This window comes from Gryllotalpicola daejeonensis (genome assembly GCF_039538145.1).
In the GTDB taxonomy this organism is placed as follows: domain Bacteria; phylum Actinomycetota; class Actinomycetes; order Actinomycetales; family Microbacteriaceae; genus Gryllotalpicola; species Gryllotalpicola daejeonensis.
On sequence record NZ_BAABBV010000002.1, the window covers coordinates 131230 to 153214 of the forward strand.

The following is a 21985-nucleotide window of genomic DNA, read 5'->3' on the forward strand; positions in this document are numbered from 1 at the left end:
CGGCTCGGCTCAGTCGCAGGTGGTGCCCTGTGCGCCGGAGGACTGCACCTGCGCCGCCGTCATGTCCACGCCGAGGATGTCGACGACGAAGATCAGCGTCGAGTCCTTGGTGATGGTCTTCTGGCCGCTCGGCGGGTTGCTGCCGTAGCCGTCGGCCGGCGTCATGACGACCTCGACCTGCGACCCGACGGTCTGCCCCTCGAGCGCCTTCGCGAAGCCCTTCACGACCCCGGTCGTCGGGAACGCGCTGGGCACGGAGGCGAAGTCGCAGCCGTGTGAGGTGCCCCAGCTCTGGTCGAAGATCTTGCCGCTCTTCCACTCGGTGCCCTGGTACTGCACCGAGACGAGGTCACCGCTCGCGACCTTCGCGCCGGTGCCCTTCTTCAGCACGGCGACCTGGGTGGTCGACGGCGGCGTAGATGACTTGTCGTAGCTCACCTTCGGAGTGCCGTCTGCGGCATCCTTCACGGCCGGCATGCCGGGCTTCGCCGGCTGCGGCGCGCCCGTGGCCTTGTCTGCCTTCGCCTCGAGGATGTCGCCGACGAAGACCAGCGTGTCGCCGGGCTTGACGCTGCCATCGCTGAAGTCGCTGGTGACCGTCTTCGCGCTGCCGAAGGCGGTCGACGCTTTCGCGGCGTAGACGATGCGACTGCCGACGGGCTCGCAGCCGAACATGCGGGTGAAGCCCGGCGCCTGGCTCGAGGCGCCGAGGCGCAGCGCGAACTGGCCGCGGTCGGCGCCCCAGCCCGAGGGCGCCTGCAGAGTCGCGCCGCTCGTGGCGTCGTAGGCGGCGAAGCCGATGACCACCTTCGTGCCCGCCTTCACGTCGTCGCCGCTGCCCTTGGTCACGACGGTGCGCTGCTCGGACTTCGCCGAAGCACCCTTGGTCACCTTGACCGTCGGCGTGCTGCCCTGCGCGCCGCTGATCTGCACGCCGTCGCTCACTGCGCCCGGCTTCAGGGAGCAGTCGACCGACACGGTCTTGGCGGTGCTCGACGTCGGCTTCGGGGTGCTCTTGGTCTTCGCGTCGCCACCGCCCGCGCAGGCGGTGAGCAACAGGGCGGACGCCGCCGCGAGGACGACGATGGACAGCGATTTGCGCACGAAAGAACTCTCGGTAGAAGACGTGGGGAGCTCACAGTCTGCACCACGGACTTATCCGGAGTCTCAAGATCGGGTGCACGTAAGGTGGGCGCGTGCAGGTCAGCCGAGCCACCGTCTGGACAGCCCGGGCCGCCGCGGCGGTCGTACTGCTCGTCATCGCGACGGCACTCACAACACTCACTGTGCAGACCGCGCACGAGAACGCGGCGGCCACGGCGCCCCACGTGACGCACCTCACCAAGAAGACGAAGCTGCCGCCGTTCGAGGCGGGTGACCTGATCAGCGACGACTCGTTCTTCAATGCCGACGCCATGACGCGTGAGGGCGTGCAGCAGTGGCTGCTCGAGATGCCGTGCACGCCGCGCGACAACTCCCCCTGCCTCGCGTTCTTCCACCAGAAGACCGAGACACGCGCGGCGAACGCGAACTGCTCTCGCTATGCCGGCGCCGCCGACGAGACCGCGGCCGCGATCGTCACAAAGGTGGCGCACGCCTGCGGCATCAGCCCCCGCGTGCTGCTGGTTCTGGTGCAGAAGGAGCAGTCGCTGGTCACGCACCCCAGCGCGTACGGCTATCAGCGGGCGACCGGGTATGCCTGCCCCGATACGGCGAAGTGCGACGAGAAGTACTTCGGATTCTTCAACCAGCTGTACTCCGCCGCATGGCAGTTCCGCGAGTACGGCAACCCCGACGATCACTGGAAGGTCAGGCCCGGCACCGTGAAGGTGCAGTACTCGCCGGATGCCTCGTGCGGGGCATACCCGGTTCACATCGCGAACCAGGCCACAGCGGATCTGTATCTCTACACGCCCTACCAGCCCGACGCCTTCACGCGCGCTCACCCCGACGGGCCCGCGCACGGCTGCTCTGCCTTCGGCAATCTCAACTTCTTCCGCCTCTACAGCGCCTGGTTCGGCGACGCCCGAGCCGTGCGATTCCCCGAATGGTGGGGGCCGTGTCTCGACAATGTCGACGGCATCGCATGCCGCACGGGGCATTGAACTGCGATTACCCTTGGCGGAATGGCACTCGAAGCTGACCCCTCCGAGGCGGCGGCCGGCCGCGATGCCGATCTCGAGGACAAGGTCGAGGCATCGCCCGATATCAGTCACGCCAACCGTGGGCTCTATACCCTCGCCAGGCTGACCATTGCGCCGCTCGCGCGGGCGATCTTCCGGCCCCGGGTGATCGGCAGGCACAACGTTCCGAAGCGCGGCCCGGTCATCATCGCGAGCAATCACCTGTCGTTCATCGACTCCGTCGCCATTCCGATGGTCGCGCCGCGCCGCGTGCGGTTCCTGGCCAAGTCGTCGTATTTCGACGGCACCGGCTTCCGCGGCGGACTGTCGCGACTGTTCTTCAGCTCGGTCGGCGCGATCCCCGTGGTGCGTGGGGCCGGATCTGCAGCGCAGGCAGCGCTCGATCAGTCGCGCCGCATCATCGAGTCGGGGGACGCATTCGCGCTGTACCCGGAAGGGACACGCTCGCTCGACGGGCGGCTCTACAAGGGCCGCACGGGCGCCGCGTGGCTCGCACTCACGACCGGTGCCCCCGTCGTTCCCGTCGGGCTGAAGCGCACGAACGACTTCCTGCCTGTCGGTGCCAAGATCCCCCGCCGGGTGCGGATCACGGTCGAGTTCGGCAAGCCGCTCGACCTCACGCACTTCGGGCCCGCCGACTCAGGTAAGGCGCGCAGGCTCGCGACGGACGAGATCATGGCCGCGATTCAGAAGCTCTCGGGGCAGGAACTCGCGGGCGCCTACAACGAGGCGCCGCCGAGCGGCACCGTCGAGCGCGTCAAGCGGATGTTCCACCCGGAGCGGCTCTAGCGCACACGGTCGCCCCGAAGCACGCGAGGTGCGGCCTCGGCCGAAGAGCCGCTCAGCCGGCGACGGTGATCGACGGCTCGTGGCCGACGGGGAAGTTCACCGATGATGCGATGAAGCACATGCGCTGAGCCTCGTGGTGCAGCTCTTCCGCAAGGGCTAGCTGCGAGGCATCCGTGATCACCACGCGCGGTCGCAGCGTCGCGGACGTAAAGTGGCCGCCTCCGTCTGGCGTCTGCTGCATCGTGCCGATCGCGTCGTCGTCGTACGAGACGACGGTGACGCCCGCGACCATTGCTGCGTGCAGATAGCTGAGCATGTGGCACTGCGACAGCGCCGCGAGCAGCAGTTCTTCGGGGTTCCACCGATCGCGATCGCCGCGGAATGCGGGGTCCGAGCTGCCGGCGATGTCGGCTTTGCCCGCCGCGCTGACCGTGTGCTCACGGCCGTAGTCGCGGTAGCCGCTGGTGCCCGTTCCCCGATTCCCGCTCCAGCTGACCGTGACGGCGTAGTGATGCTCGAGTGCCATGGCGCCAGTCTGGCACTTCGCCGACATGGCTCGGGGCGGTGCGGCGCGGGGCGGCGCGGTGGCACGCGGGACCGCCCGCCGCCGAGGCCCGAACGGGGGCCGCGGCTAGGATTTCCGCATGAGCTCCACGACGACTGCTCCCCCCGCCGAGTACACCCTGCCGCAGGAGCGCCGCGTGGTCACCGAGATCCCCGGCCCAAAGTCACGTGAGCTGCACGCCCGCCGGCAGGCCGTCGTCGCAGCGGGGGTCTCGAGCGCTCTGCCGGTCTACATCCAGCGCGCGAACGGCGCCTTCCTGGAAGACGTCGACGGCAACCGCTTCCTCGACCTGGGCGCGGGCATCGGCGTCACGACCGTCGGGCACACCCAGCCCGAGGTGGTCGCCGCCGCCACCGCCGCGCTCGGCTCACTCACGCACGGCATGGCGACGATCACGCCTTACGAGTCGTATGTGCAGGTCGCCGAACTGCTCGCCACGCACACCCCCGGGGACTTCCCGAAGAAGTCGATCCTCGTGAACTCGGGCGCCGAGGCTGTCGAGAACGCCGTGAAGATCGCGCGCAAGGCCACGGGGCGGCGCGCGGTCGCGGCCCTCGAGCACGCCTACCACGGCCGCACCAACCTCACGATGGCGATGACGTTCAAGGCGATGCCGTATTCGGCGGGCTTCGGGCCGTTCGCACCCGATGTGTACGCCGTGCCGGGGTCCTACCCGTTCCGGGATGGCCTGAGCGGGGCGGATGCCGCCGCCCGCACGATCCTCTACCTCGAGAAGCACATCGGCGCCGCAGATCTCGCCTGCCTCGTCGTCGAGCCGATCCAGGGTGAGGGCGGCTTCATGGTTCCCGCAGACGGGTACCTTCCGGCCCTTCAGCAGTGGTGCACCGACAACGGCGTGGTCTTCGTCGCCGATGAGATCCAGACGGGCATGGCGCGCACCGGCGCGTACTACGCGAGCGAGCACTTCGGCCTCGTTCCCGACGTCGTGCTGACCGCGAAGGGCATCGCGGGCGGCCTACCGCTCGCCGCCGTCACCGGCCGAGCCGAGATCATGGATGCCGCGCACCCCGGTGGCCTCGGCGGCACCTTCGGAGGCAACCCCGTGGCGTGTGCCGCGGCCGTCGCTGTCTTCGAGCAGATCGAGAAGCGGCGCCTCTTCGCCGAGGCACAGCGCATCGAGACGACCTTCCGCCCCATGCTCGAGCAGCTTCGCGCCAAACACGACGTCATCGGCCATGTGCGAGGCATCGGCGCGATGCTCGCTATCGAGCTCGTGGAACCGGGCACTCGAGAAACCACCAAGACACCACACGCGACGGCGGTGAGCGCGATCATCGCGCACGCCGCGCAGAACGGCGTCCTGCTGCTCTCGGCCGGGACGTACGGCAATGTGCTGCGCTTCCTGCCGTCGCTCGCGGTCACCGACGCGCACCTGGCCGAAGCTGCCGGAATCATCGACGAAGCGCTGGCGGCACTGTGAGCGACCGCATCCAGACCCCGGCGCACGGCCTCTCCGGCCTCTCCGACCTCACCGGCGCGACGAGCCGCGCCGACCAGACCGCCACCCTTGCCGCCTCGGCTGAGCTCGCGGTCGTCGTGCGCGGCGACTTCATCGAATCGCGTCACGCCGGCAGCGCGGTCGTTCTCGGACAGGAGGCCGCGGTGCTGCGCACCGTCGGCGACCCCGACGCCCCGGTGTTCGCGCGCTCGTCGCTCAAGCCGATCCAGGCTCTGGCCGCGCTCTCGGCCGGTGCCGAGCTGGAGGGCGCCGAGCTCGCCGTCGCGGCGGCGAGCCACACGGGCACCCCTGCCCACGTCACCGCAGTGCGCAGCATCCTCGCAAAGGCTCAGCTGCCCGCGACCGCGCTGCAGTGCCCCGCTGTCATGCCCGCCGACGCCGAGGCGCGTGCCGGAGTGCGTGCGAGCGGCGGCGGCTCCGAGCCGATCTACATGGAGTGCTCCGGCAAGCACGCCGCGATGCTGCTCGCGTGTGTGGCGAACGGGTGGGACATCGACGGCTACCTCGACCCTGAGCACCCGGTGCAGAAGCACATCGTCGACACGATCGAGCGACTCACGGGCGAGAAGGTCGCCAACGTGGCGGTCGACGGCTGCGGTGCGCCGACCTTCGCCGTCTCGCTGACCGGGCTCGCCCGCGGCATCCAGCGCATCGCGACGGCCCAGGCGTCGTCGCCGTTCGCGCTCTACAAGAAGGCGGCCGCCGTCACGCAAGCCGTACGCGACTTCCCGTGGGCGATCCACGGTCAGGGCCGCAGCGACAGCGTGCTCGTCGAGCGGCTCGGAGTTCTCGCGAAGCGCGGCGCAGAGGGCCTGCAGGTCGTGGCGGCGCCGGATGGCACCACGGTCGCGCTCAAGGTCCTCGACGGAGCGCATCGGCCCGCGACCGTCGTCGCCCTGACACTGCTCGTCAAGGCTGGAGCGCTCAGTGCGGCTTCCGTCGCCGCTGTGCTGCCTGACGTGGTCGGCGCAGTCCTCGGCGGCGGGCGCCCGGTCGGCGAAGTCCGCCCCGTCGTCTGACACGCGCAACCGATTCCGCCGCCTGCGCTGCCAGCAGAGACGGATTCCGTCGAAAACCGCACGCGATGCTGTCGATCTCGCCCCCTCCCGGGGTAGCCTGTGGGCTGGCCCACGAGGCCGGTCACCGACGACAGGAGCGACATGCGCATCGCAGTACCCCGCGAGATCAAGGACAACGAATACCGCGTGGCGATCACGCCCTCCGGCGTGCATGCGCTGACCGGCAACGGCCACCGGGTCGTCGTCGAGGCCGGCGCCGGGCTCGGCTCGTCCATCACGGACGATGAGTTCCGCGACGCGGGCGCCGTCATCGAAGCGGATGCCGCCAACGTCTGGGCCGACGCCGAGCTCGTGCTCAAGGTCAAGGAGCCGATCGCCTCGGAGTACGGCTACTTCCGCGAGGGGCTCGTGCTCTTCACCTACCTTCATCTCGCCGCCGACCGGCCGCTGACCGACGCGCTCGCGGCCGCCGGGGTCACCGCGATCGCCTATGAGACGGTGCAGCTTCCCGGGCGACAGCTGCCGCTGCTCGCGCCGATGAGCGAGGTCGCCGGGCGACTCGCGCCGATCGTCGGCGCGAACACTCTCATGAAGCCTGCCGGCGGCGTCGGGCTGCTCGTTCCTGGCGTTCCCGGAACACGGCCGGCCGACGTGGTGATCATCGGCGGCGGCGTCGCCGGCTCGAACGCCATCACGACTGCCGTGGGCCTCGGAGCGCAGGTCACCGTGCTCGACACCAACATCGAGAGGCTGCGCCAACTCGATGACCTGTACCAGGGCCGCATCAAGACCATCGCATCGAACCCCCTCGAGATCGAAAAGGCGGTCACCGCCGCCGACCTCGTCGTCGGGTCGGTGCTGATTCCCGGCGCGAAGGCGCCCAAGCTCGTCACGAACGATCTCGTCGCCCGCATGCGCCCCGGCAGCGTTCTCGTCGACATCGCGATCGATCAGGGCGGATGCTTCGAAGACAGCCACCCGACGACCCACAGCGCCCCGACCTTCCGGGTGCACGACTCGATCTTCTATTGCGTGGCCAACATGCCGGGCGCGGTCGCCAACACCTCCACTTACGCGCTTACGAACGCGACGCTTCCCTATCTGCGCGCCATCGCGGCCCACGGGTGGCGCGCGGCGCTGGCCGCCGACCCGGCACTCGCGCTCGGACTCAACGTGCATGCCGGCGCCGTCGTCAACGAGGGCGTCGCCACCGCGCACGGGCTTGAGCTCGGCTCGCTGGGGTCCGTGCTCGCGGCCTAGCAAAGAGGTCACGCCGCCTCCAATACGCAGCGGCGCATGCGCCCGTCGGCGAAGATCAGCCAGCCGGCGCCCGAGCCGGGCGCGAGCGGAGGCGGCAGCGCACGGCTGCGCGTGAGCGCGCGCACGTCCGCCGCGTCGCAGCCGGCGAACACGACCGGATGCCGCGCCTTCAGCGTGGCGAAGAGAGACCACCTTCCCATCCAGGCGTCCGGATCACCGACAAGCAGCACGCCCGTCGGCAGACGCCCGTCAGCGAGCAGCGCCTCCGGCGTGAGCGCGCCCATCGCTGGCGGTTGCGTCAAGTCGATGACCGCCTCCGCCGGCAGTCCCGCCGCCCGCGCCCGCGAGACGACGCGCGCGGGGGCGCGACTGACCAGAACGGTCGCGCTCCCACGCGCGGGCACGAGCGGCACCCGCGTCGGCGGCTCGCCCGGCTCCGACACGCGCCTGCCGTCGACGGTCTCGAGGTGCGGGCCGGGCGCGAGGAACTGCACGCGCCTACCGCGCCAGATGCCGCCGCCGGCCGGCATCCCCTCGTCCCACAGCTCAGCCGGGGCGCCGGCGAGCACGTGGTCCTGGCGACTCGCCTGGCGCAGCAGCACCGTCTCGCGCGCGAGCCTGAGAGCGCCCCGCAACGGACCCGTCTGGCGCTGCGCCGCGACGACCGGGTAGACGCCGGCGGCCGGCCCGTCGCGAAGGATGCGTGACAGCCGATCGCACCACGCCACCGCGTACTCCTCACCGAGCCGCGCGCAGATCGCATCGGCGTCGTCGATGGCGAGCACCAGTGGCGAGGCATCGGCTGCCCCGGCATCCTCGCAGCGCTCGGCGGCGGCCTCGACAGCGTCCCAGGCCTGCTCGCGGTCGGCGCCGACGACGATCGACTCGACACCGGCGGACTCCGCCAGCAGCCGCAGCACGCTCGACTTGCCGCTACGGGCCGCGCCCAGCACGACCACCGGGGCCTCCTCCGGCCGGAACTGCAGCATGGCGCGCTGCTGCTGATCGGGCAGATCGGCGAGCCCGACGACCTGCGGCCCTGCCTCGGCCGGCAGGTCGCCGCGCGTCAGCACCGCAGGCAACGGGTCGAGCCAGGGCCTGCGCGGCGGCGCGTGGCGACCGGTCGCCGTGGCGAGCTCGCCGAGGTCGGCGCTCGTCGTCCGCGCGATCTGCACCTCGGTCGCGGCGCCGTCGATCGAGAGGATGCAGCGGCCGGGTGTCGACGCAGAGAGTCTGGCCGCGGCATCCGTGCCGACGACCCACCTGCTGTCGGCCTCTGACTGCACGCGCAGGCTCAGCCGCAACGGGCAATTGGCGACCAACGCGTCGCGCATCACGCCCGCGGGCCGCTGCGTGGCAAGGATGAGGTGGATGCCGAGCGCACGCCCACGCGCGGCGATGTCGGTGAATAGGCCGCCGAAGTCGGGGAACGCGTCGATCATCGCCGCGAACTCATCCACGAGGATGACGAGGCGCGGCAGCGCACCCCTCGCCTCGGCCACGTCGCGCACGCCGAGCCGAGCGAGCTCGGCCTCTCGGCGCCGAAGCTCGGCCGACAGACTGCTCAGGGCTCGCGCCGCCTCGCCGTGCTGCAGGTCGGTGATCACCCCGACGACGTGCGGCAGCACCGCCAGCGGCTGGAAGGCGGTTCCGCCCTTGAAGTCCACCAGCAGCACGACGACCTCATCGCTCGACCTGCCAGACACCATGCCGGCGACCCAGCTGACCAGCAGCTCGCTCTTGCCGCTTCCGGTGACACCCGCCACCACCGCGTGCGGCCCGTGCGACACGAGGTCGACCTCGGCGATGCCATGCAACGTGCGGCCGATCGAGGCACGCAGGCCGAGACCGCCCGCGGCCGGGAGGTCACCGAACGCGACCTCGCTCGGCAGGCTGCGCGACGCCGCACCGAGGCCGAGGCCAGCGGCGCGCGACGCGAGCGTCGCAGCGAAGCGCTCGGCGTTGGCCCGTGAGACGAGCTCGGGCTCGACGGCTGCCTCGAGCAACTCACGTTCGCGCGGAACGGCACCGCCCCAGGAGCCCCCACCGCGCACGGCGCCGCTCGGAAACACCTCGACCGCGGCGACGATCGGCGAGCTGAGCGAGACCACCGCGGTGAACCCCGGCGGCACGAGCCGGGCGTCGGCGAAGACACCGAGGCGGGGCACGACGCCGCCGGCGGGCGCGGTGTGGTGCGGCAGCTGCTCGAGCCAGTCCCATTCGCCCAGGGCGCGGCCCGCGGCATCCATCAGCTCGGGCGGCGCAAGACGGCCGGGTGGCAGTGAGGAATACAGCTGAACGACGAGCCCGCGCAGATACGCCCGCGCGAGCACCTCGGGCCCGCAGACGGCGACGCCGCTTTCCGGACGGGCCACCACGGGCGCGCACTCAAGCCGGCCCGCCGCGCGCTGCAGCTCGAGCTCGTCGGCCTCGCGCGCGTCACCCGAGACGGCCACCGCACTGGCGACCGTGCCGAGCCCCAGGCTCACGACGGCGTCCTCACCCTTCCACAGGCGTGTTCCATCGAGCCCGTCGAGGGCAGCGGCGGCGCCGGGCGTCGACCGAAGGAGAGCGCGGCGCTCGGCCTCGTGCGCCGCCTCCAGCCGCTCGCGCAGCCGCGCCAGCTCGCCGGCTCGTTCGGCCGCTGCCGTGCGACTCTCGCGCCCGCGCCCACGACGCCCCTCGACCAGCGACATCACGGCCGCGACCGGCCCGAGAGCGGCGAACGCCAGCGAGTACGGCGAATGCGTCATGAGCCACAGGGCACCGGCCATCACGACCGGCGTCACGAAGGCAGCCCACGACATGCGGGCGGGTCGCGGCGCGGGTGGCTTCGGCGGAAGGGCGAGCGAGGTGGTCACCTGCCCAGGACAGCACGGCCCAGGCATCCGCCATCGCCCCGAATCCCCGAAATGTGGAGAGCGCACGCAACCCCGCACCTGTGCTGGGGAAGATGCGTGAGTCAGCCCACGATCAGATACTGATCGCCCAGTTCGACGCGCGACCCACGGGCCACGCGGTAGCGGCGCCCCGGCTCGCACTCACGGCGCAGGCCGTCCGCGCCGATGATCGCGGTGCCGTTCGACGAGAAGCGGTCGAGCACCCACAGCTCATCGCCCTCGACGCCGAACTCAAGATGCGTCTTGGACACCGAGCGCCCGGGGTCCGCGAGCGCAATGAGCTGATCGAAGCTCTCCCCCGGGACAGCGGCCGGCTTGCGGCCGACGAGGCCGCTGCCGGCGACGATCACGCGCTCGCCCGTCGACGCCGCGAGAACCCACGTGGGCACCGGCGTCGACAGGTCGCCCTGGTCGGGCAGCGCCGAGGGCTCGATGACCGCAGGCGTCGGCGCCGCGGCTTTCCGCCGCGCCGCAGACTCGCTGATCGTGCGCAGCACCGAGGCGGTCACGACCTGCGTGTCCGTGGGCCGGTTGTCGTCGACCGGGCGGCGCAGATAGGGCGTCGCCTCGACCGCGCTGCCGCATTCGCCGCAGAAGATCGCGCCCTCGAAGAGCTCGCTTCCGCACACGCGGCATGTCAGTGCTCCGGTCCCCTGCACGACCTCACGATAACTCGCGCACTCGGGAACGACGCGAGGTCACGCCGTGACCGGGCCGGTTCGCGCGTGCCTGTCGTCGCCCCCAGTTCGGGGCTTCACCGAAGCGAGCTCTGGTGTTCCGAGCACATCGACCACCACCACGCTGACGTTGTCACGCCCGCCGTTGCCGAGCGCGGCGTCCATCAGTCGCCGCGAAGTATCGGCGGCCGACGTGCCGATCGACAGGAAGTGACGGATGCCGTGCTCGGTGAGCTCCTTCGTCAGACCGTCCGAGCACACGAGCAGGCGCGACCCCGCGACGATCGGGATCAGCCAGAAATCCGGAACGGGGTCCTCGTTGAAGCCGACGGCACGGGTGATCACGTTCGCGTGCGGGTGCACCTCGGCCTCTGCCGGGGTGATCAGCCCACGGTCGAGCAGCTGCTGCACGATGCTGTGGTCGACCGTGAGCTGTTCAAGCACGCCGCTCTCGAGCTGATACACCCGCGAGTCGCCGATGTTGAACACGAGCCAGTAGGGCTCGCCGTCGCGCAGCGTGAGGGCGATTCCCGTCACCGTCGTGCCGGTGCCCAGATCGGTCACGCCGACGCCCTCACTCATGTCCCCGACAGCGGCCCGCAACGCGTCGCTGATCTCGGGCGGGTCGATGAAGCGCCGGCCGAGCTGCTCAGACAGCCGCTTGATGACCGCCGAGCTCGCGAAGTCGCCCGCCTCGTGGCCGCCCATGCCGTCTGCGACCGCGAAGATCGGGGCGCGCGCCAGCACGCTGTCCTCGTTGACCGCTCGGCGGTGGCCGCGATCGCTCGCCGCAGACCACGAGAGCGTGATGCGCGCGCCCTCGCGCTCAGGCACGACGATGTCGTGCCGACGGCTGCTGCGACCGATTTGAGTCACAGAGGTCTCCCGACGATGGAGTGGGTCAGTGGTCGCAGACAGCCTAGTCAGTCGACGGCATCTGAATCAGCATCCGTTCAGCCCTTGTTGACTTACTCACCAATAAACGACATGACGTGCTTGATGCGCGTGTAATCCTCGAAGCCGTACTGCGACAGGTCCTTGCCGTAGCCCGAGTGCTTGAACCCACCGTGCGGCATCTCGGCCACGATCGGAATGTGGGTGTTGATCCACACGCAGCCGAAGTCGAGATTCTTGGCGAAGCGCATGGCGCGGCCGTGGTCGCGCGTCCACACGGAGGACGCGAGGCCGTACTGAACGCCGTTCGCGTGCCGCAGCGCCGCGGCCTCGTCGCGGAACGTCTGCACGGTGATGACCGGGCCGAAGATCTCGGTCTGGATCTGCTCGTCGTCCTGCTTCAGCCCGTCGAGCACGGTCGGCTCGATCAGGAATCCCCGCTCGCCCCTGCGCGCGCCGCCCGTCACGACGTTCGCGTGGTCGGGCAGTCGCTCGAGGAACCCCATGACGCGCGCGAACTGGTCCGCGTTGTTGACGGGGCCGAAGAAGGCGCCGTCATCGCCCGGCAGGCCGACCGGCGTGTTCTCACGCGCATAGGCCGCGAGCGCCGCCACGAACTCGTCGTGGATGCGCTCGTGCACGAGCACGCGCGTGGCCGCCGTGCAGTCCTGCCCTGCGTTGAAGTAGCCGGCGCTGGCGATACCCTCGACGGCCTTGTCGATGTCGGCGTCGTCGAACACGATCACGGGCGCCTTGCCGCCGAGTTCGAGATGGACGCGTTTGAGATCGAGGGATGCCGCACGCGCGACTTCCATTCCCGCTCGAACCGACCCCGTGATCGACACCAGCTGGGGCGTCTTGTGGTCGATCATCGCGGCACCCGTGCCGCGGTCGCCGACGATCACGTTGAGCACGCCGGCCGGCAGGAACTCGGCGGCGACCTCGGCGAGCAGCAGCGTCGACTGCGGGGTCGTGTCCGACGGCTTCAGCACCGTCGTGTTCCCCGCGGCGAGCGCCGGCGCGAACTTCCACACCGCCATGTTCAGCGGGTAGTTCCACGGCGTCACCTGGCCGACGACGCCGATCGGCTCGCGGCGCACGAAGCTCGTGTGGTCCTTCATGTACTCCGCCGCTGCACGGCCCTCGAGGTTCCGCGCGGCGCCGGCGAAGAAGCGGATCTGGTCGACCGAGAGCAGGATCTCGTCGGCCACGAGGTTCGCGCGCGGCTTCCCCGTGTCCTGCGACTCCAGATCGGCGAACTCGTCGGCGCGGCGCTCGAGTTCGTCGGCGATGCGGAAGAGGGCGAGCTGGCGTTCCCCGGGGGTCGTCTCACGCCAGGTCTCGAACGCGTCGGAGGCAGCTCGGAAGGCTCGATCGACGTCTTCGGGCGACGAGATCGGCGCTTGCGCGTATTCCTCTTCGGTCGCCGGGTCGATCAGCGACAGGGTGTGTTCGGCCGAGGCATCCGTGTATTCGCCTGCGATGAAATTCTTCAGCGTGCGCGTCATGCGGCAGACTCTACCGATTTCGTTGCAAACCCGCGCCACCTCATACGGATTCACTTGCCGGCACCCGACTGCACTGACAGAATCGACGTATGTCGACTGCTCCGCGCGCCGCCGCGCCCCGCGCCCAGTCACTCGATGCCGTCTCGAAGTCGATCATCGAGCAGCTGCAGGAGGACGGCCGCCGCTCGTACGCCGAGATCGGGAAGGCCGTCGGCCTGTCAGAGGCCGCGGTGCGCCAGCGGGTGCAGAAGCTTACCGAGTCCGGCGTCATGCAGATCGTCGCCGTCACCGACCCGATGCAGCTCGGCTTCTACCGGCAGGCGATGATCGGCATCCGCGCCAGCGGCGACACGCGTGTCGTCGCCGAGCGGCTGGCGGCGCTCGACGCCGTCGACTACGTCGTGCTCACCGCGGGCGACTTCGACATCATCGTCGAGGTCGTGTGCGAGAGCGACGACGAGCTGATCTCGCTGCTCAACTCCGAGATCCGCGCCATCGAGAACGTGGTCTCCACAGAGACCTTCGTCTACCTCCGGCTGCAGAAGCAGCACTACAACTGGGGCACGCGCTGAGCCCTCGGCTCAACGCCGCCCGACAAGGGGAATCGAGCAACTCATGACCGACACGATCGCTCCCACCACCGTCTACACCGAGGCCGAAGACGCCGCACTGCGCGCCAAGGCGAAGGACCACCTGTGGATGCACATGTCCTCGCAGGGACCCATCGAGGCCGGGCAGACGCCCATCATCGTGCGCGGTGAGGGCCACACCATCTGGGACACCCGCGGCAAGTCCTACATCGACGGCCTCGCCGGCCTGTTCACGGTGAACGCCGGCCACGGGCGCCGCCGCCTCGCCGAGGTCGCCGCGAAGCAGGCCGAGCAGCTGGCCTTCTTCCCGCTGTGGTCGTATGCACACCCTGCGGCGATCGAGCTCGCCGACCGGCTGGCCGATTTCGCGCCGGGTGACCTGAACCGGGTGTTCTTCTCGACCGGCGGCGGCGAGGCGGTCGAGACCGCGTTCAAGCTCGCGAAGAACTACTGGAAGCTCGTCGGCAAGCCCGGCAAGCACAAGGTGATCTCGCGGGCGATCGCCTATCACGGCACCCCGCAGGGGGCGCTCGCGATCACGGGCCTTCCGGGGCTCAAGCAGCAGTTCGAGCCTCTGACGCCCGGCGGGTTCCGCGTGCCGAACACCAACTACTACCGCGCGGAAGAGAACGGCTTCCCCGGCGGCACCGAAGAGGAGTTCGGCCTGTGGGCTGCCGAGCGCATCCGCCAGGCGATCGAGTTCGAGGGCGAGGACTCCGTTGCGGCCGTCTTCCTCGAGCCCGTCCAGAATTCGGGCGGATGCTTCCCGCCGCCGCCCGGGTATTTCCAGCGTGTTCGCGAGATCTGTGACGAGTACGACGTGCTGCTGGTGTCTGACGAGGTGATCTGCGCCTTCGGCCGCATCGGCTCGATGTTCGCCTCGGTCGACTTCGGCTACCAGCCCGACATGATCACCTGCGCGAAGGCGCTGACCTCCGGCTACTCCCCCATCGGCGCGACGATCGTCAGCGATCGCATCTACGAGCCGTTCCGCACCGGCGAGAACAACTTCCTGCACGGGTACACCTTCGCGGGGCATCCGGTCTCAGCCGCCGTCGCACTCGAGAACCTCGCCATCTTCGAGGAAGAGGGGCTCAACCAGCGCGTCGTCGACAACTCGCCGCTGTTCCGCGCCGAGCTCGAGAAGCTGCTCGAGCTGCCGATCGTCGGCGACGTGCGCGGCGCAGGGTACTTCTTCGGCATCGAGCTCGTGAAGGACAAGGCGACGAAGGAGACCTTCACCGCCGAGGAGTCCGAGCGGCTGCTCAAGGGCTACGTCTCGCACGAGCTGTTCGAGAACGGGCTCTACTGCCGTGCCGACGACCGGGGCGACCCCGTCATCCAGCTCTCGCCGCCGCTGACCGTCGGGCCCGCGGAGTTCGTGCAGATGCGCGAGATCCTCGAGGGTGTGCTGAAGGACGCCTGGGCGAAGCTGTGATCAGCTGAAGCGATCGGATGCCGCGACTGCGGTGATTTCGGCGTAGGGCGCACGTTTTTTGGCAGAACGTGCGCCCTTCGGCGATTCGTCCGCGCGAACTTGCCCCGCAGGAGCACTACCCGACCGGCGCTACGCGAGCAGCGACTCGAGGTACTGCACCGTGTCCTGCCAGCCGGTGACGGCGTGGGTGCGGACGCCCGTGCGGACCACGGGGTAGTCGTTGCCGTCGGGGTCGAGGCGGTCGCCGACGAAGATCATGTCGTCGATCGAGATGCCCGAGACCTCGGCGAGGCGCTCCATCGCGTAGCCCTTGTCGACGCCTTTGCGTGTGATGTCGATCGACGTCGAGCCGCCCGAGCGCACCGAGAGCTCGGGCAACTGGGATTGAACGGATGCCGCCAGCCGATTCTTCTTCTCGCCGGTGGGGTCCCACGCCTTCTTCGGCTCGACGGGCGCCTTCTGACCGAGGGCGGAGAAGGTGATCTGCGACCCGCGGTCCTCGAGGATCGGGCCCCAGGTCTCAGTCTCCCAGTAGCCGAACTCCTTCGCGGTGTTCTCGATCGCGGCGAGCGCGGCCGACTTCTCCTCGGGATTGAGCCCGTCCTCGTACTGCATCACCCACGCGCCGCCGGTGTAGCGCCAGTACTGCGTGCCGGTGACCGGCATGAGGAACAGCCGGCCGAGGCCCTCCGGTGAAGCATCCGTCAGTCGCTCGATCACCTGCTCGCGGAACTGTCCGATCTGGCCGCCCGAGATGATGGCGACGGATGCCTGCTCGAGCAGCCGCGCGAGAACAGCGGCCACCGCGTCAGGCAGCGGCGACTTCGACGGAGCGAGCGTGTCGTCGAGGTCGAAGGCGATCAGCTCGGCGTCGATGGGCATGCGAATGACTCTCTGCGGTGTGCGACGAGGGATGACGAGGGATTGGCTCGATCGTATCGGCAGCACCTCGGCGGCGGCGCTGACGGATTGCCGGGTTGCCACGACCTCCGCGTCGATCCGGTCACCGTGACACTCACTCGCTGAGTTCCGGCATGACGTAGGCCCAGCCGGGCAGGTGACCTTGCCGCAGCACGCTCTGCAGCAGTTCGGCCAGGCCGTAGCTCGGGTCGAGCTCGCGCGCGCGGTCGACGAAGTGACCGGCCACGGAGCCGCGACCCTGCGACCAGTGCAGCCACGCGAGCACCGTGAGCGGCATATGCGCGACGTCATCCGGAGAGAGCGCGGAGACCTTTGCCATCAGGGCGATCGCGCGGGCGATACGGCCACGGTCGGGCGGCTCGGCACTGCCGATGCCCATCAGGTCGAGGGCGATGGTGTCGTCGCCGGGGCCGATCTCGCCGTCTTCGATGCGCCCGGCCTCATCGAGCAGCTCAAGCCCGCGGTCAGGCCCCCACGCCCAGGTGAACAGCACGGCGTCGCGCAGTTCCGGATAGAGCAGCACCGGCATGATCGCCGCGAGCTCGTCGCTGTCGGCGCTCGACGGGTCGAGCGCTACGAACTCTTCCGCCGCGATGATCGGCCGCAGCACCTCGGTGTCGCGGATTGCTCGATCGATCGCCGCATCGAACGCCTGCCGTGCGAGGTAGCCGACCACAGGCAGCTCGGCGAGCTGCTCAGGAGCCTCGGCCGCAACCTCGCACCCTTCCGCGCCGAGCGGCGCCTCGGCCAACTCGTCGAGCGCGTGGGGGATGCCGGCGTCATGCCCGTCGTAGGCGCCCCACGCATCCTCGGCGACGCAGAGCGCGTCGTGCACGACGAAGCCCGAGTCGAGCAGGCGGTGAATGAGAGGGCGAATGAAGGATGCCCGCGGCACATCGCCCCCGCTGTCGAACGGCTCGCCCGCGAAGACCACGATGAGCATCCGCTTCACCTCTGGCACCTTGCAGAGCATGCCGACGAGCGAGGTGATGAAGCGCTTCTCGACCTTCGGCGGCGCAGGCTCGGGCAGATCGACCCGCATGGTCGACACCCGGCCGTCGTCATGGGTGTTGAGGAAGACGATGCTGCGGCTCGGCCGGTAGCCGAGCAGGCGGGGCACCGCCGCGACGACGTCGCGTGAGCTGCGAAGGCGGATGAGCGGAGCGGTCTCGGTCATGCACGCCAGCTTCGGCGAAGCATCCGTTGCCTCACGCAACGTTGCTCGCGAAAGTGGCACAACTCAGCCAGGCACTCGCCTGTGGAGGGCGAGTGCGACCGAAATCCGGGTCCGCCTACACCTCGTCGACCGCCGCGCCCGCGAACTGCGCCTGGTACAGACGCGAGTACGCTCCGCCCGCCTCGAGCAGCGAGGCGTGCGTACCCTGCTCGACGATGTCGCCGTGCTCCATGACCAAGATCAGGTCCGCGTCCCGGATCGTCGACAGCCGGTGCGCGATCACGAACGACGTGCGCCCGGCGCGCAGCGCGCTCATCGCCTGCTGCACGAGGACCTCGGTGCGCGTGTCGACCGAACTCGTCGCCTCGTCGAGGATCAGCACAGAGGGCCGCGACAGGAACGCCCGAGCGATGGTCAGCAGCTGCTTTTCGCCGGCCGAGACGTTGGCGCCTTCGTCTTCGAGAACCGTGTCGTAGCCGTCGGGCAGCGAGTGCACGAATCGGTCGACATAGGCGGCGCGAGCGGCATCGAGGATCTCCTCTTCCGAGGCATCCGGCCGCCCATATGCGATGTTCTCGCGGATCGTGCCCGCGAACAGCCAGGTGTCCTGCAACACCATGCCCATCACATTGCGCAGCTCTTGCCGGCGCAGGTGACGCGTGTCGACGCCGTCGAGCGTGATGCGGCCGGAGTCCGGGTCGTAGAACCGCATCATGAGGTTGACGAGCGTCGTCTTGCCGGCGCCCGTAGGGCCCACGATCGCGACCGTCTGGCCCGGCTCGGCGACCAGGTTCAGCGAGGTGATCAGGGGCTTATCGGGGGAATACGAGAATGCGACGTCTTCGAAGGCGAACCGCCCTGTCACGGAGCGCAGCGGCTCGGCATCCACATCGTCAGGAACCTGCTCATCGGCATCCAGCAGCCTGAACACGCGCTCGGCGCTGGCGACGCCCGACTGCAGCAGGTTCGCCATCGACCCGAGCTGCGTGAGCGGCTGCGTGAACTGGCGCGAGTACTGGATGAACGCCTGCACGCTGCCGAGTGAGAGCGATCCGCTCGTGATGAGCAGGCCGCCGATCACCGCGATCACGACGTAGACGAGGTTCCCGACGAACATCATCGCCGGCATGATGATGCCGCTGACGAACTGGGCGCCGAAGCTCGCGTCGAACAGCTCGTCGTTCTTGGCGGCGAAGCGCGCCTCGACCTCGCGGTGCCGGCCGAACACCTTGACGAGCGCGTGGCCGCTGAACGCCTCTTCGATCTGCGCGTTGAGCTGCCCCGTGTGCTTCCACTGCGCGACGAACTGCTTCTGCGAGCGCTTCGCGATCTGCTGCGTGACGACGATGGTGAGCGGCACCGTGACGAGCGCGATGATCGCGAGCTCCCACGAGGTCCAGAACATGAACGCGAGCACGCCGATCACCGTGAGCAGCGACTGCAGCAGCTGGCTCATCGTCTGCTGCAGGCTCTGCTGCACGTTGTCAATGTCGTTGGTCACGCGCGAGAGGAGCTCGCCGCGAGGCATCCGGTCGAAGTACGACAGCGGCAGGCGGTGGATCTTCGCCTCCACATCGCGCCGCAGCGCGAACGTGACGCGCGCGACCACGCCGTTCATGATCCAGCCCTGCGCCCAGCCGAAGACCGCCGCGACGACATAGAGCAGCAGCACCCACATCAGAAGGTGCGCGAGCGCCGTGAAGTCGATGCCCTGGCCCGGCGTGAAGTCGATGTGCCGCAGCAGGTCGGCGAGCTGCTGATTGCCCTGCTTCTCGAGCCCGGCGACCACGTCGGCGCGCGACGTACCGGCCGGAAGGTGCGTGAATTGGCGCCCGATGAATCCGGCGAACACGATGTTCGTCGCGTCACCGAGAAGCTTGGGTCCGACGACGGTGAAGGCGACGGATGCCGCACCGAGAATCGTCACCAGCACGACCGCCAGGCGCTCACCGCGCAGGCGGCCGAGCAGCCGCTTCGCCGACGGCCCGAAGTTCGAGGCCTTCTGTGCAGGCATGCCCATGCCCATCGGGCCGCCGCCCCCGGGACCGCGACCCGCCGCGGGCGCCGGTGCGGCGGGCGCCGGTGCTGACTTCTGCTCGCTCATCGCGCCTCCTCAGCGGTGAGCTGCGAGCTCACGATCTCTGCGTACGTCTCGTTGCTTTCCAGCAGCTCATCGTGCGTGCCCGAACCGACGATGCGGCCGTCGTCGAGCACGATGATGCGGTCCGCGCCCACGATCGTGGACACCCGCTGGGCGACGATCACGAACGTCGCGTCCTGCACCTCTCTCTTGAGCGCGGCGCGCAGCCGGGCATCCGTCGCGAGGTCGAGGGCGGAGAACGAGTCGTCGAACACATAGATCTCGGGCCGCTTCACCAGCGCGCGAGCGATCGCGAGCCGCTGGCGCTGGCCGCCCGACACGTTCGTGCCGCCCTGCGCGATCGGGGCGTCCAGCCCGCCCTCCATCTCGCGCACGAAATCGGATGCCTGCGCGATCTCGAGTGCGCGCCAGAGCTCTTCCTCCGTCGCATCCGGCTTGCCGTAGCGCAGGTTGCTCGCGACGGTGCCAGAGAACAGGTAGGGCCTCTGCGGAATCAGGCCGATGCGGCTCCACAGCAGCTCGGGATCGAGCTCGGCGACGTCGACGCCGTCGACGTAGACGGTGCCGCTGGTCGCGTCGAACAGCCGCGGCAGCAGGTTCACGAGTGTCGTCTTGCCGGCGCCCGTCGAGCCGATGATCGCGATCGTCTGCCCCGGCTCTGCCCGGAACGAGATGTCGGTGAGGACCGGCTGCTCGGCACCCGGGTAGTGGAACCCGACCTCGAACAGCTCGATCGTGCCGCGCTCGGGCAGCTCGGTGACGGGGTTCGCCGGCGCCTCGATCGACGGCTCGGTGTCGAGCACCTCGCCGATGCGTCCGGCCGAGACTGCGGCCCGCGGCACCATGACCGCCATGAACGTCGCCATCATGACCGACATGAGGATCTGCGCCAGGTAGGCCAGGAACGCGGTGAGCGCGCCGATCGGCATCCCGTCCTGCACGCGGAACGCACCGAACCAGATCACGGCGACGCTCGACAGGTTGAGGACCAGCATGACGATCGGGAACATCGTCGTCATCCACCGGCCGGCGTTCAGCGCAGCCTCCATGACGTCCTTGTTGACGGTGTCAAAGCGCTCCGTCTCGATGTCTTCACGCACGAACGCGCGCACGACGCGGATGCCGGTGAGCTGCTCACGCAGCACGCGGTTGACCGCGTCGATGCGTCCCTGCATCTTCCGGAACCACGGCACCATGCGGCTGACGACACCGCCGACGCAGATCAGCAGCACGGGCACCGCCACGGCGATGATCCACGACAGCTGCCCGTCCTGCTGCACGGCGAGAATAACGCCGCCGATCGCCGTGATCGGAGCGGAGACCATCATGGTGCAGCCCATCAGCACGAGCATCTGGATCTGCTGCACGTCGTTCGTCGACCGCGTGATGAGGCTCGGCGCGCCGAACACCTGCACCTCGCGCTCGCTGAACGCGCCGACGCGCGTGAACACATTGAGCCTCATGTCGCGGCCGAGGCTCATGGCCGCGCGGGCGCCGAAGTAGACCGCCGTGATCGAGCAGGCGACCTGTGCGAGCGTCACGAGCAGCATCCACGCCCCGACGCGCATGATGTAGCCGGTGTCGCCCTTCGCGACGCCGTTGTCGATGATGTCGGCGTTGAGCGTCGGCAGGTAGAGCGCCGCCAGCGACTGGGCGAGCTGGAACACCAGCACCCCGACGAGCAGCTTCCAATGCGGGCCGAGATGGCGCCGCAGCAGGGTGATCAGCATGGTGCGTCTTCTTTGTTGTGAGAGGTGACGGATGCCTGCATAGCGGGCGCCTCGCCCGCGATGCCGTTGACGGCGAGGTCGATGAGCTCGTCGAGCTCGATGGGCATGGACGCCTGAAAGACCTCGATCGACGAGGCGAAGGCCAGAAGGCGCAGGAACGGAGCGACCCTGTCGGCGGGCACGCGCAGGCGGTCGAGCTCGGGCTCGAGCAGTTCGGTGACGATGCTCGTGTAGTCGGCGCGCGTCGACGGGCGTCGCTCGGGCGGCCCGCTGCGGCCGAGGGCGGCCATCATCGTGAACATGCCGTGGAAGCGGTCCTGCAGAGCGGCGACCACCTGGCGCACGGTGAACTCGAGCGAGACGTTCGGGTCGATGCGGCGCAGCTGCTCGCGCAGCGGCTCGGGGTCGAGGTACTTCGTGACCGCGGCCTCGATGACGGCGTCCTTGTCGCCGAACGCGCGGAACACGGTGCCCTCGGCGACGCCGGCCGCCTCGGCGATCTGGCGCGAGGTGACCGCCACGCCGTGCGCCATCACGAGCGGGATCGCGGCGTCGACGATCTGCGCGCGGCGGTCTTCGGGGCTCATCGCCGGGGCGCGCCGCGCCGGGGCCGCCTCGGCCGAAGCATCCGTTCTGGTCACCCGCTCACTGTAGTGAGTGAGCACTCACTCGGCAATAGGCAGTCGCTCGTGCGCCCGTCTGGCGCTTGGTTGTGCCCGTTCGGCGCAGCTGCGCCCGCCATACCGGCCACATTCGCGCCCTCCGGCCACAGTTCACCGGAACACACTGCGC

General features: G+C 69.5%; 18 protein-coding genes. 7 read left to right on the forward strand and 11 right to left on the reverse strand.

Annotated elements, in window-relative coordinates; all coding sequences use genetic code 11:
* Window positions 1-9: 9 nt before the first annotated feature.
* Window positions 10-1104, reverse strand: a complete 1095-nt coding sequence (locus ABD736_RS13550) for an FKBP-type peptidyl-prolyl cis-trans isomerase (protein ID WP_344792394.1) — start codon at window positions 1102-1104, stop codon at window positions 10-12.
* A gap of 92 nt (window positions 1105-1196) precedes the next feature.
* Here ABD736_RS13550 and ABD736_RS13555 point away from each other — a divergent pair, with 92 nt between their 5' ends.
* Window positions 1197-2105 (forward strand): hypothetical protein, encoded by a 909-nt coding sequence (locus ABD736_RS13555; RefSeq protein ID WP_344792395.1) that lies wholly within the window; start codon window positions 1197-1199, stop codon window positions 2103-2105.
* A 21-nt stretch (window positions 2106-2126) separates the two neighbouring features.
* Entirely contained in the window at window positions 2127-2933 is an 807-nt protein-coding gene (locus ABD736_RS13560; RefSeq protein ID WP_344792396.1) for a lysophospholipid acyltransferase family protein, read from the forward strand.
* Window positions 2934-2985: 52 nt separating this feature from the next.
* Here ABD736_RS13560 and ABD736_RS13565 read toward each other — a convergent pair whose 3' ends face one another.
* On the reverse strand, window positions 2986-3459 hold the full coding sequence (locus ABD736_RS13565) for an OsmC family protein (RefSeq protein WP_344792397.1): 474 nt from the start codon (window positions 3457-3459) through the stop codon (window positions 2986-2988).
* 118 nt (window positions 3460-3577) lie between these two features.
* Between ABD736_RS13565 and gabT the strand changes: the two genes are divergently transcribed.
* From gabT to ald, 3 genes are all read left to right on the forward strand, one after another.
* Window positions 3578-4939 (forward strand): 4-aminobutyrate--2-oxoglutarate transaminase, encoded by a 1362-nt coding sequence (gabT, locus tag ABD736_RS13570; RefSeq protein ID WP_344792398.1) that lies wholly within the window; start codon window positions 3578-3580, stop codon window positions 4937-4939.
* Window positions 4936-5997: an asparaginase gene (locus ABD736_RS13575; protein WP_425555030.1), complete on the forward strand. Its 1062-nt coding sequence runs from the start codon at window positions 4936-4938 to the stop codon at window positions 5995-5997. Before gabT ends, ABD736_RS13575 begins: the two co-directional genes overlap by 4 nt.
* Before the next feature lie 141 nt (window positions 5998-6138).
* Entirely contained in the window at window positions 6139-7257 is a 1119-nt protein-coding gene (gene ald / locus ABD736_RS13580) for an alanine dehydrogenase (protein ID WP_344792399.1), read from the forward strand.
* Between the two features lie 8 nt (window positions 7258-7265).
* Here ald and ABD736_RS13585 read toward each other — a convergent pair whose 3' ends face one another.
* The 4 genes from ABD736_RS13585 to ABD736_RS13600 form a co-directional block, all read right to left on the reverse strand.
* Window positions 7266-10118 (reverse strand): FtsK/SpoIIIE domain-containing protein, encoded by a 2853-nt coding sequence (locus tag ABD736_RS13585; RefSeq protein ID WP_344792400.1) that lies wholly within the window; start codon window positions 10116-10118, stop codon window positions 7266-7268.
* A 101-nt stretch (window positions 10119-10219) separates the two neighbouring features.
* Entirely contained in the window at window positions 10220-10816 is a 597-nt protein-coding gene (locus tag ABD736_RS13590; protein WP_344792401.1) for a hypothetical protein, read from the reverse strand.
* Between the two features lie 39 nt (window positions 10817-10855).
* Window positions 10856-11710, reverse strand: a complete 855-nt coding sequence (locus ABD736_RS13595; RefSeq protein WP_344792402.1) for a PP2C family protein-serine/threonine phosphatase — start codon at window positions 11708-11710, stop codon at window positions 10856-10858.
* 92 nt (window positions 11711-11802) lie between these two features.
* Complete coding sequence (locus ABD736_RS13600) at window positions 11803-13236, reverse strand: gamma-aminobutyraldehyde dehydrogenase (protein ID WP_344792403.1); 1434 nt, start codon at window positions 13234-13236, stop codon at window positions 11803-11805.
* Between the two features lie 89 nt (window positions 13237-13325).
* Here ABD736_RS13600 and ABD736_RS13605 point away from each other — a divergent pair, with 89 nt between their 5' ends.
* Together ABD736_RS13605 and ABD736_RS13610 are read left to right on the forward strand one after the other, a co-directional pair.
* Window positions 13326-13808, forward strand: a complete 483-nt coding sequence (locus tag ABD736_RS13605) for an Lrp/AsnC family transcriptional regulator (protein WP_344792404.1) — start codon at window positions 13326-13328, stop codon at window positions 13806-13808.
* 43 nt (window positions 13809-13851) lie between these two features.
* On the forward strand, window positions 13852-15264 hold the full coding sequence (locus tag ABD736_RS13610) for an aspartate aminotransferase family protein (protein WP_344792405.1): 1413 nt from the start codon (window positions 13852-13854) through the stop codon (window positions 15262-15264).
* A gap of 129 nt (window positions 15265-15393) precedes the next feature.
* On the opposite strand, the gene ABD736_RS13615 is transcribed toward ABD736_RS13610, so the two are convergent.
* From ABD736_RS13615 to ABD736_RS13635, 5 genes are all read right to left on the reverse strand, one after another.
* Window positions 15394-16146, reverse strand: a complete 753-nt coding sequence (locus ABD736_RS13615) for an HAD-IIB family hydrolase (protein ID WP_344792406.1) — start codon at window positions 16144-16146, stop codon at window positions 15394-15396.
* A 133-nt stretch (window positions 16147-16279) separates the two neighbouring features.
* Entirely contained in the window at window positions 16280-17362 is a 1083-nt protein-coding gene (locus tag ABD736_RS13620) for a DUF4192 family protein (protein ID WP_344792407.1), read from the reverse strand.
* A gap of 115 nt (window positions 17363-17477) precedes the next feature.
* The gene (locus ABD736_RS13625; RefSeq protein WP_344792408.1) at window positions 17478-19466 is read right to left on the reverse strand and encodes an ABC transporter ATP-binding protein; all 1989 of its coding nucleotides are present in this window, start codon (window positions 19464-19466) and stop codon (window positions 17478-17480) included.
* Window positions 19463-21193, reverse strand: coding sequence for an ABC transporter ATP-binding protein (locus ABD736_RS13630; RefSeq protein WP_344792409.1), 1731 nt, complete (start codon window positions 21191-21193; stop codon window positions 19463-19465). The genes ABD736_RS13625 and ABD736_RS13630 overlap by 4 nt, the downstream gene beginning before the upstream one ends.
* On the reverse strand, window positions 21187-21834 hold the full coding sequence (locus ABD736_RS13635) for a TetR/AcrR family transcriptional regulator (protein WP_344792410.1): 648 nt from the start codon (window positions 21832-21834) through the stop codon (window positions 21187-21189). The genes ABD736_RS13630 and ABD736_RS13635 overlap by 7 nt, the downstream gene beginning before the upstream one ends.
* Window positions 21835-21985: the final 151 nt, after the last annotated feature.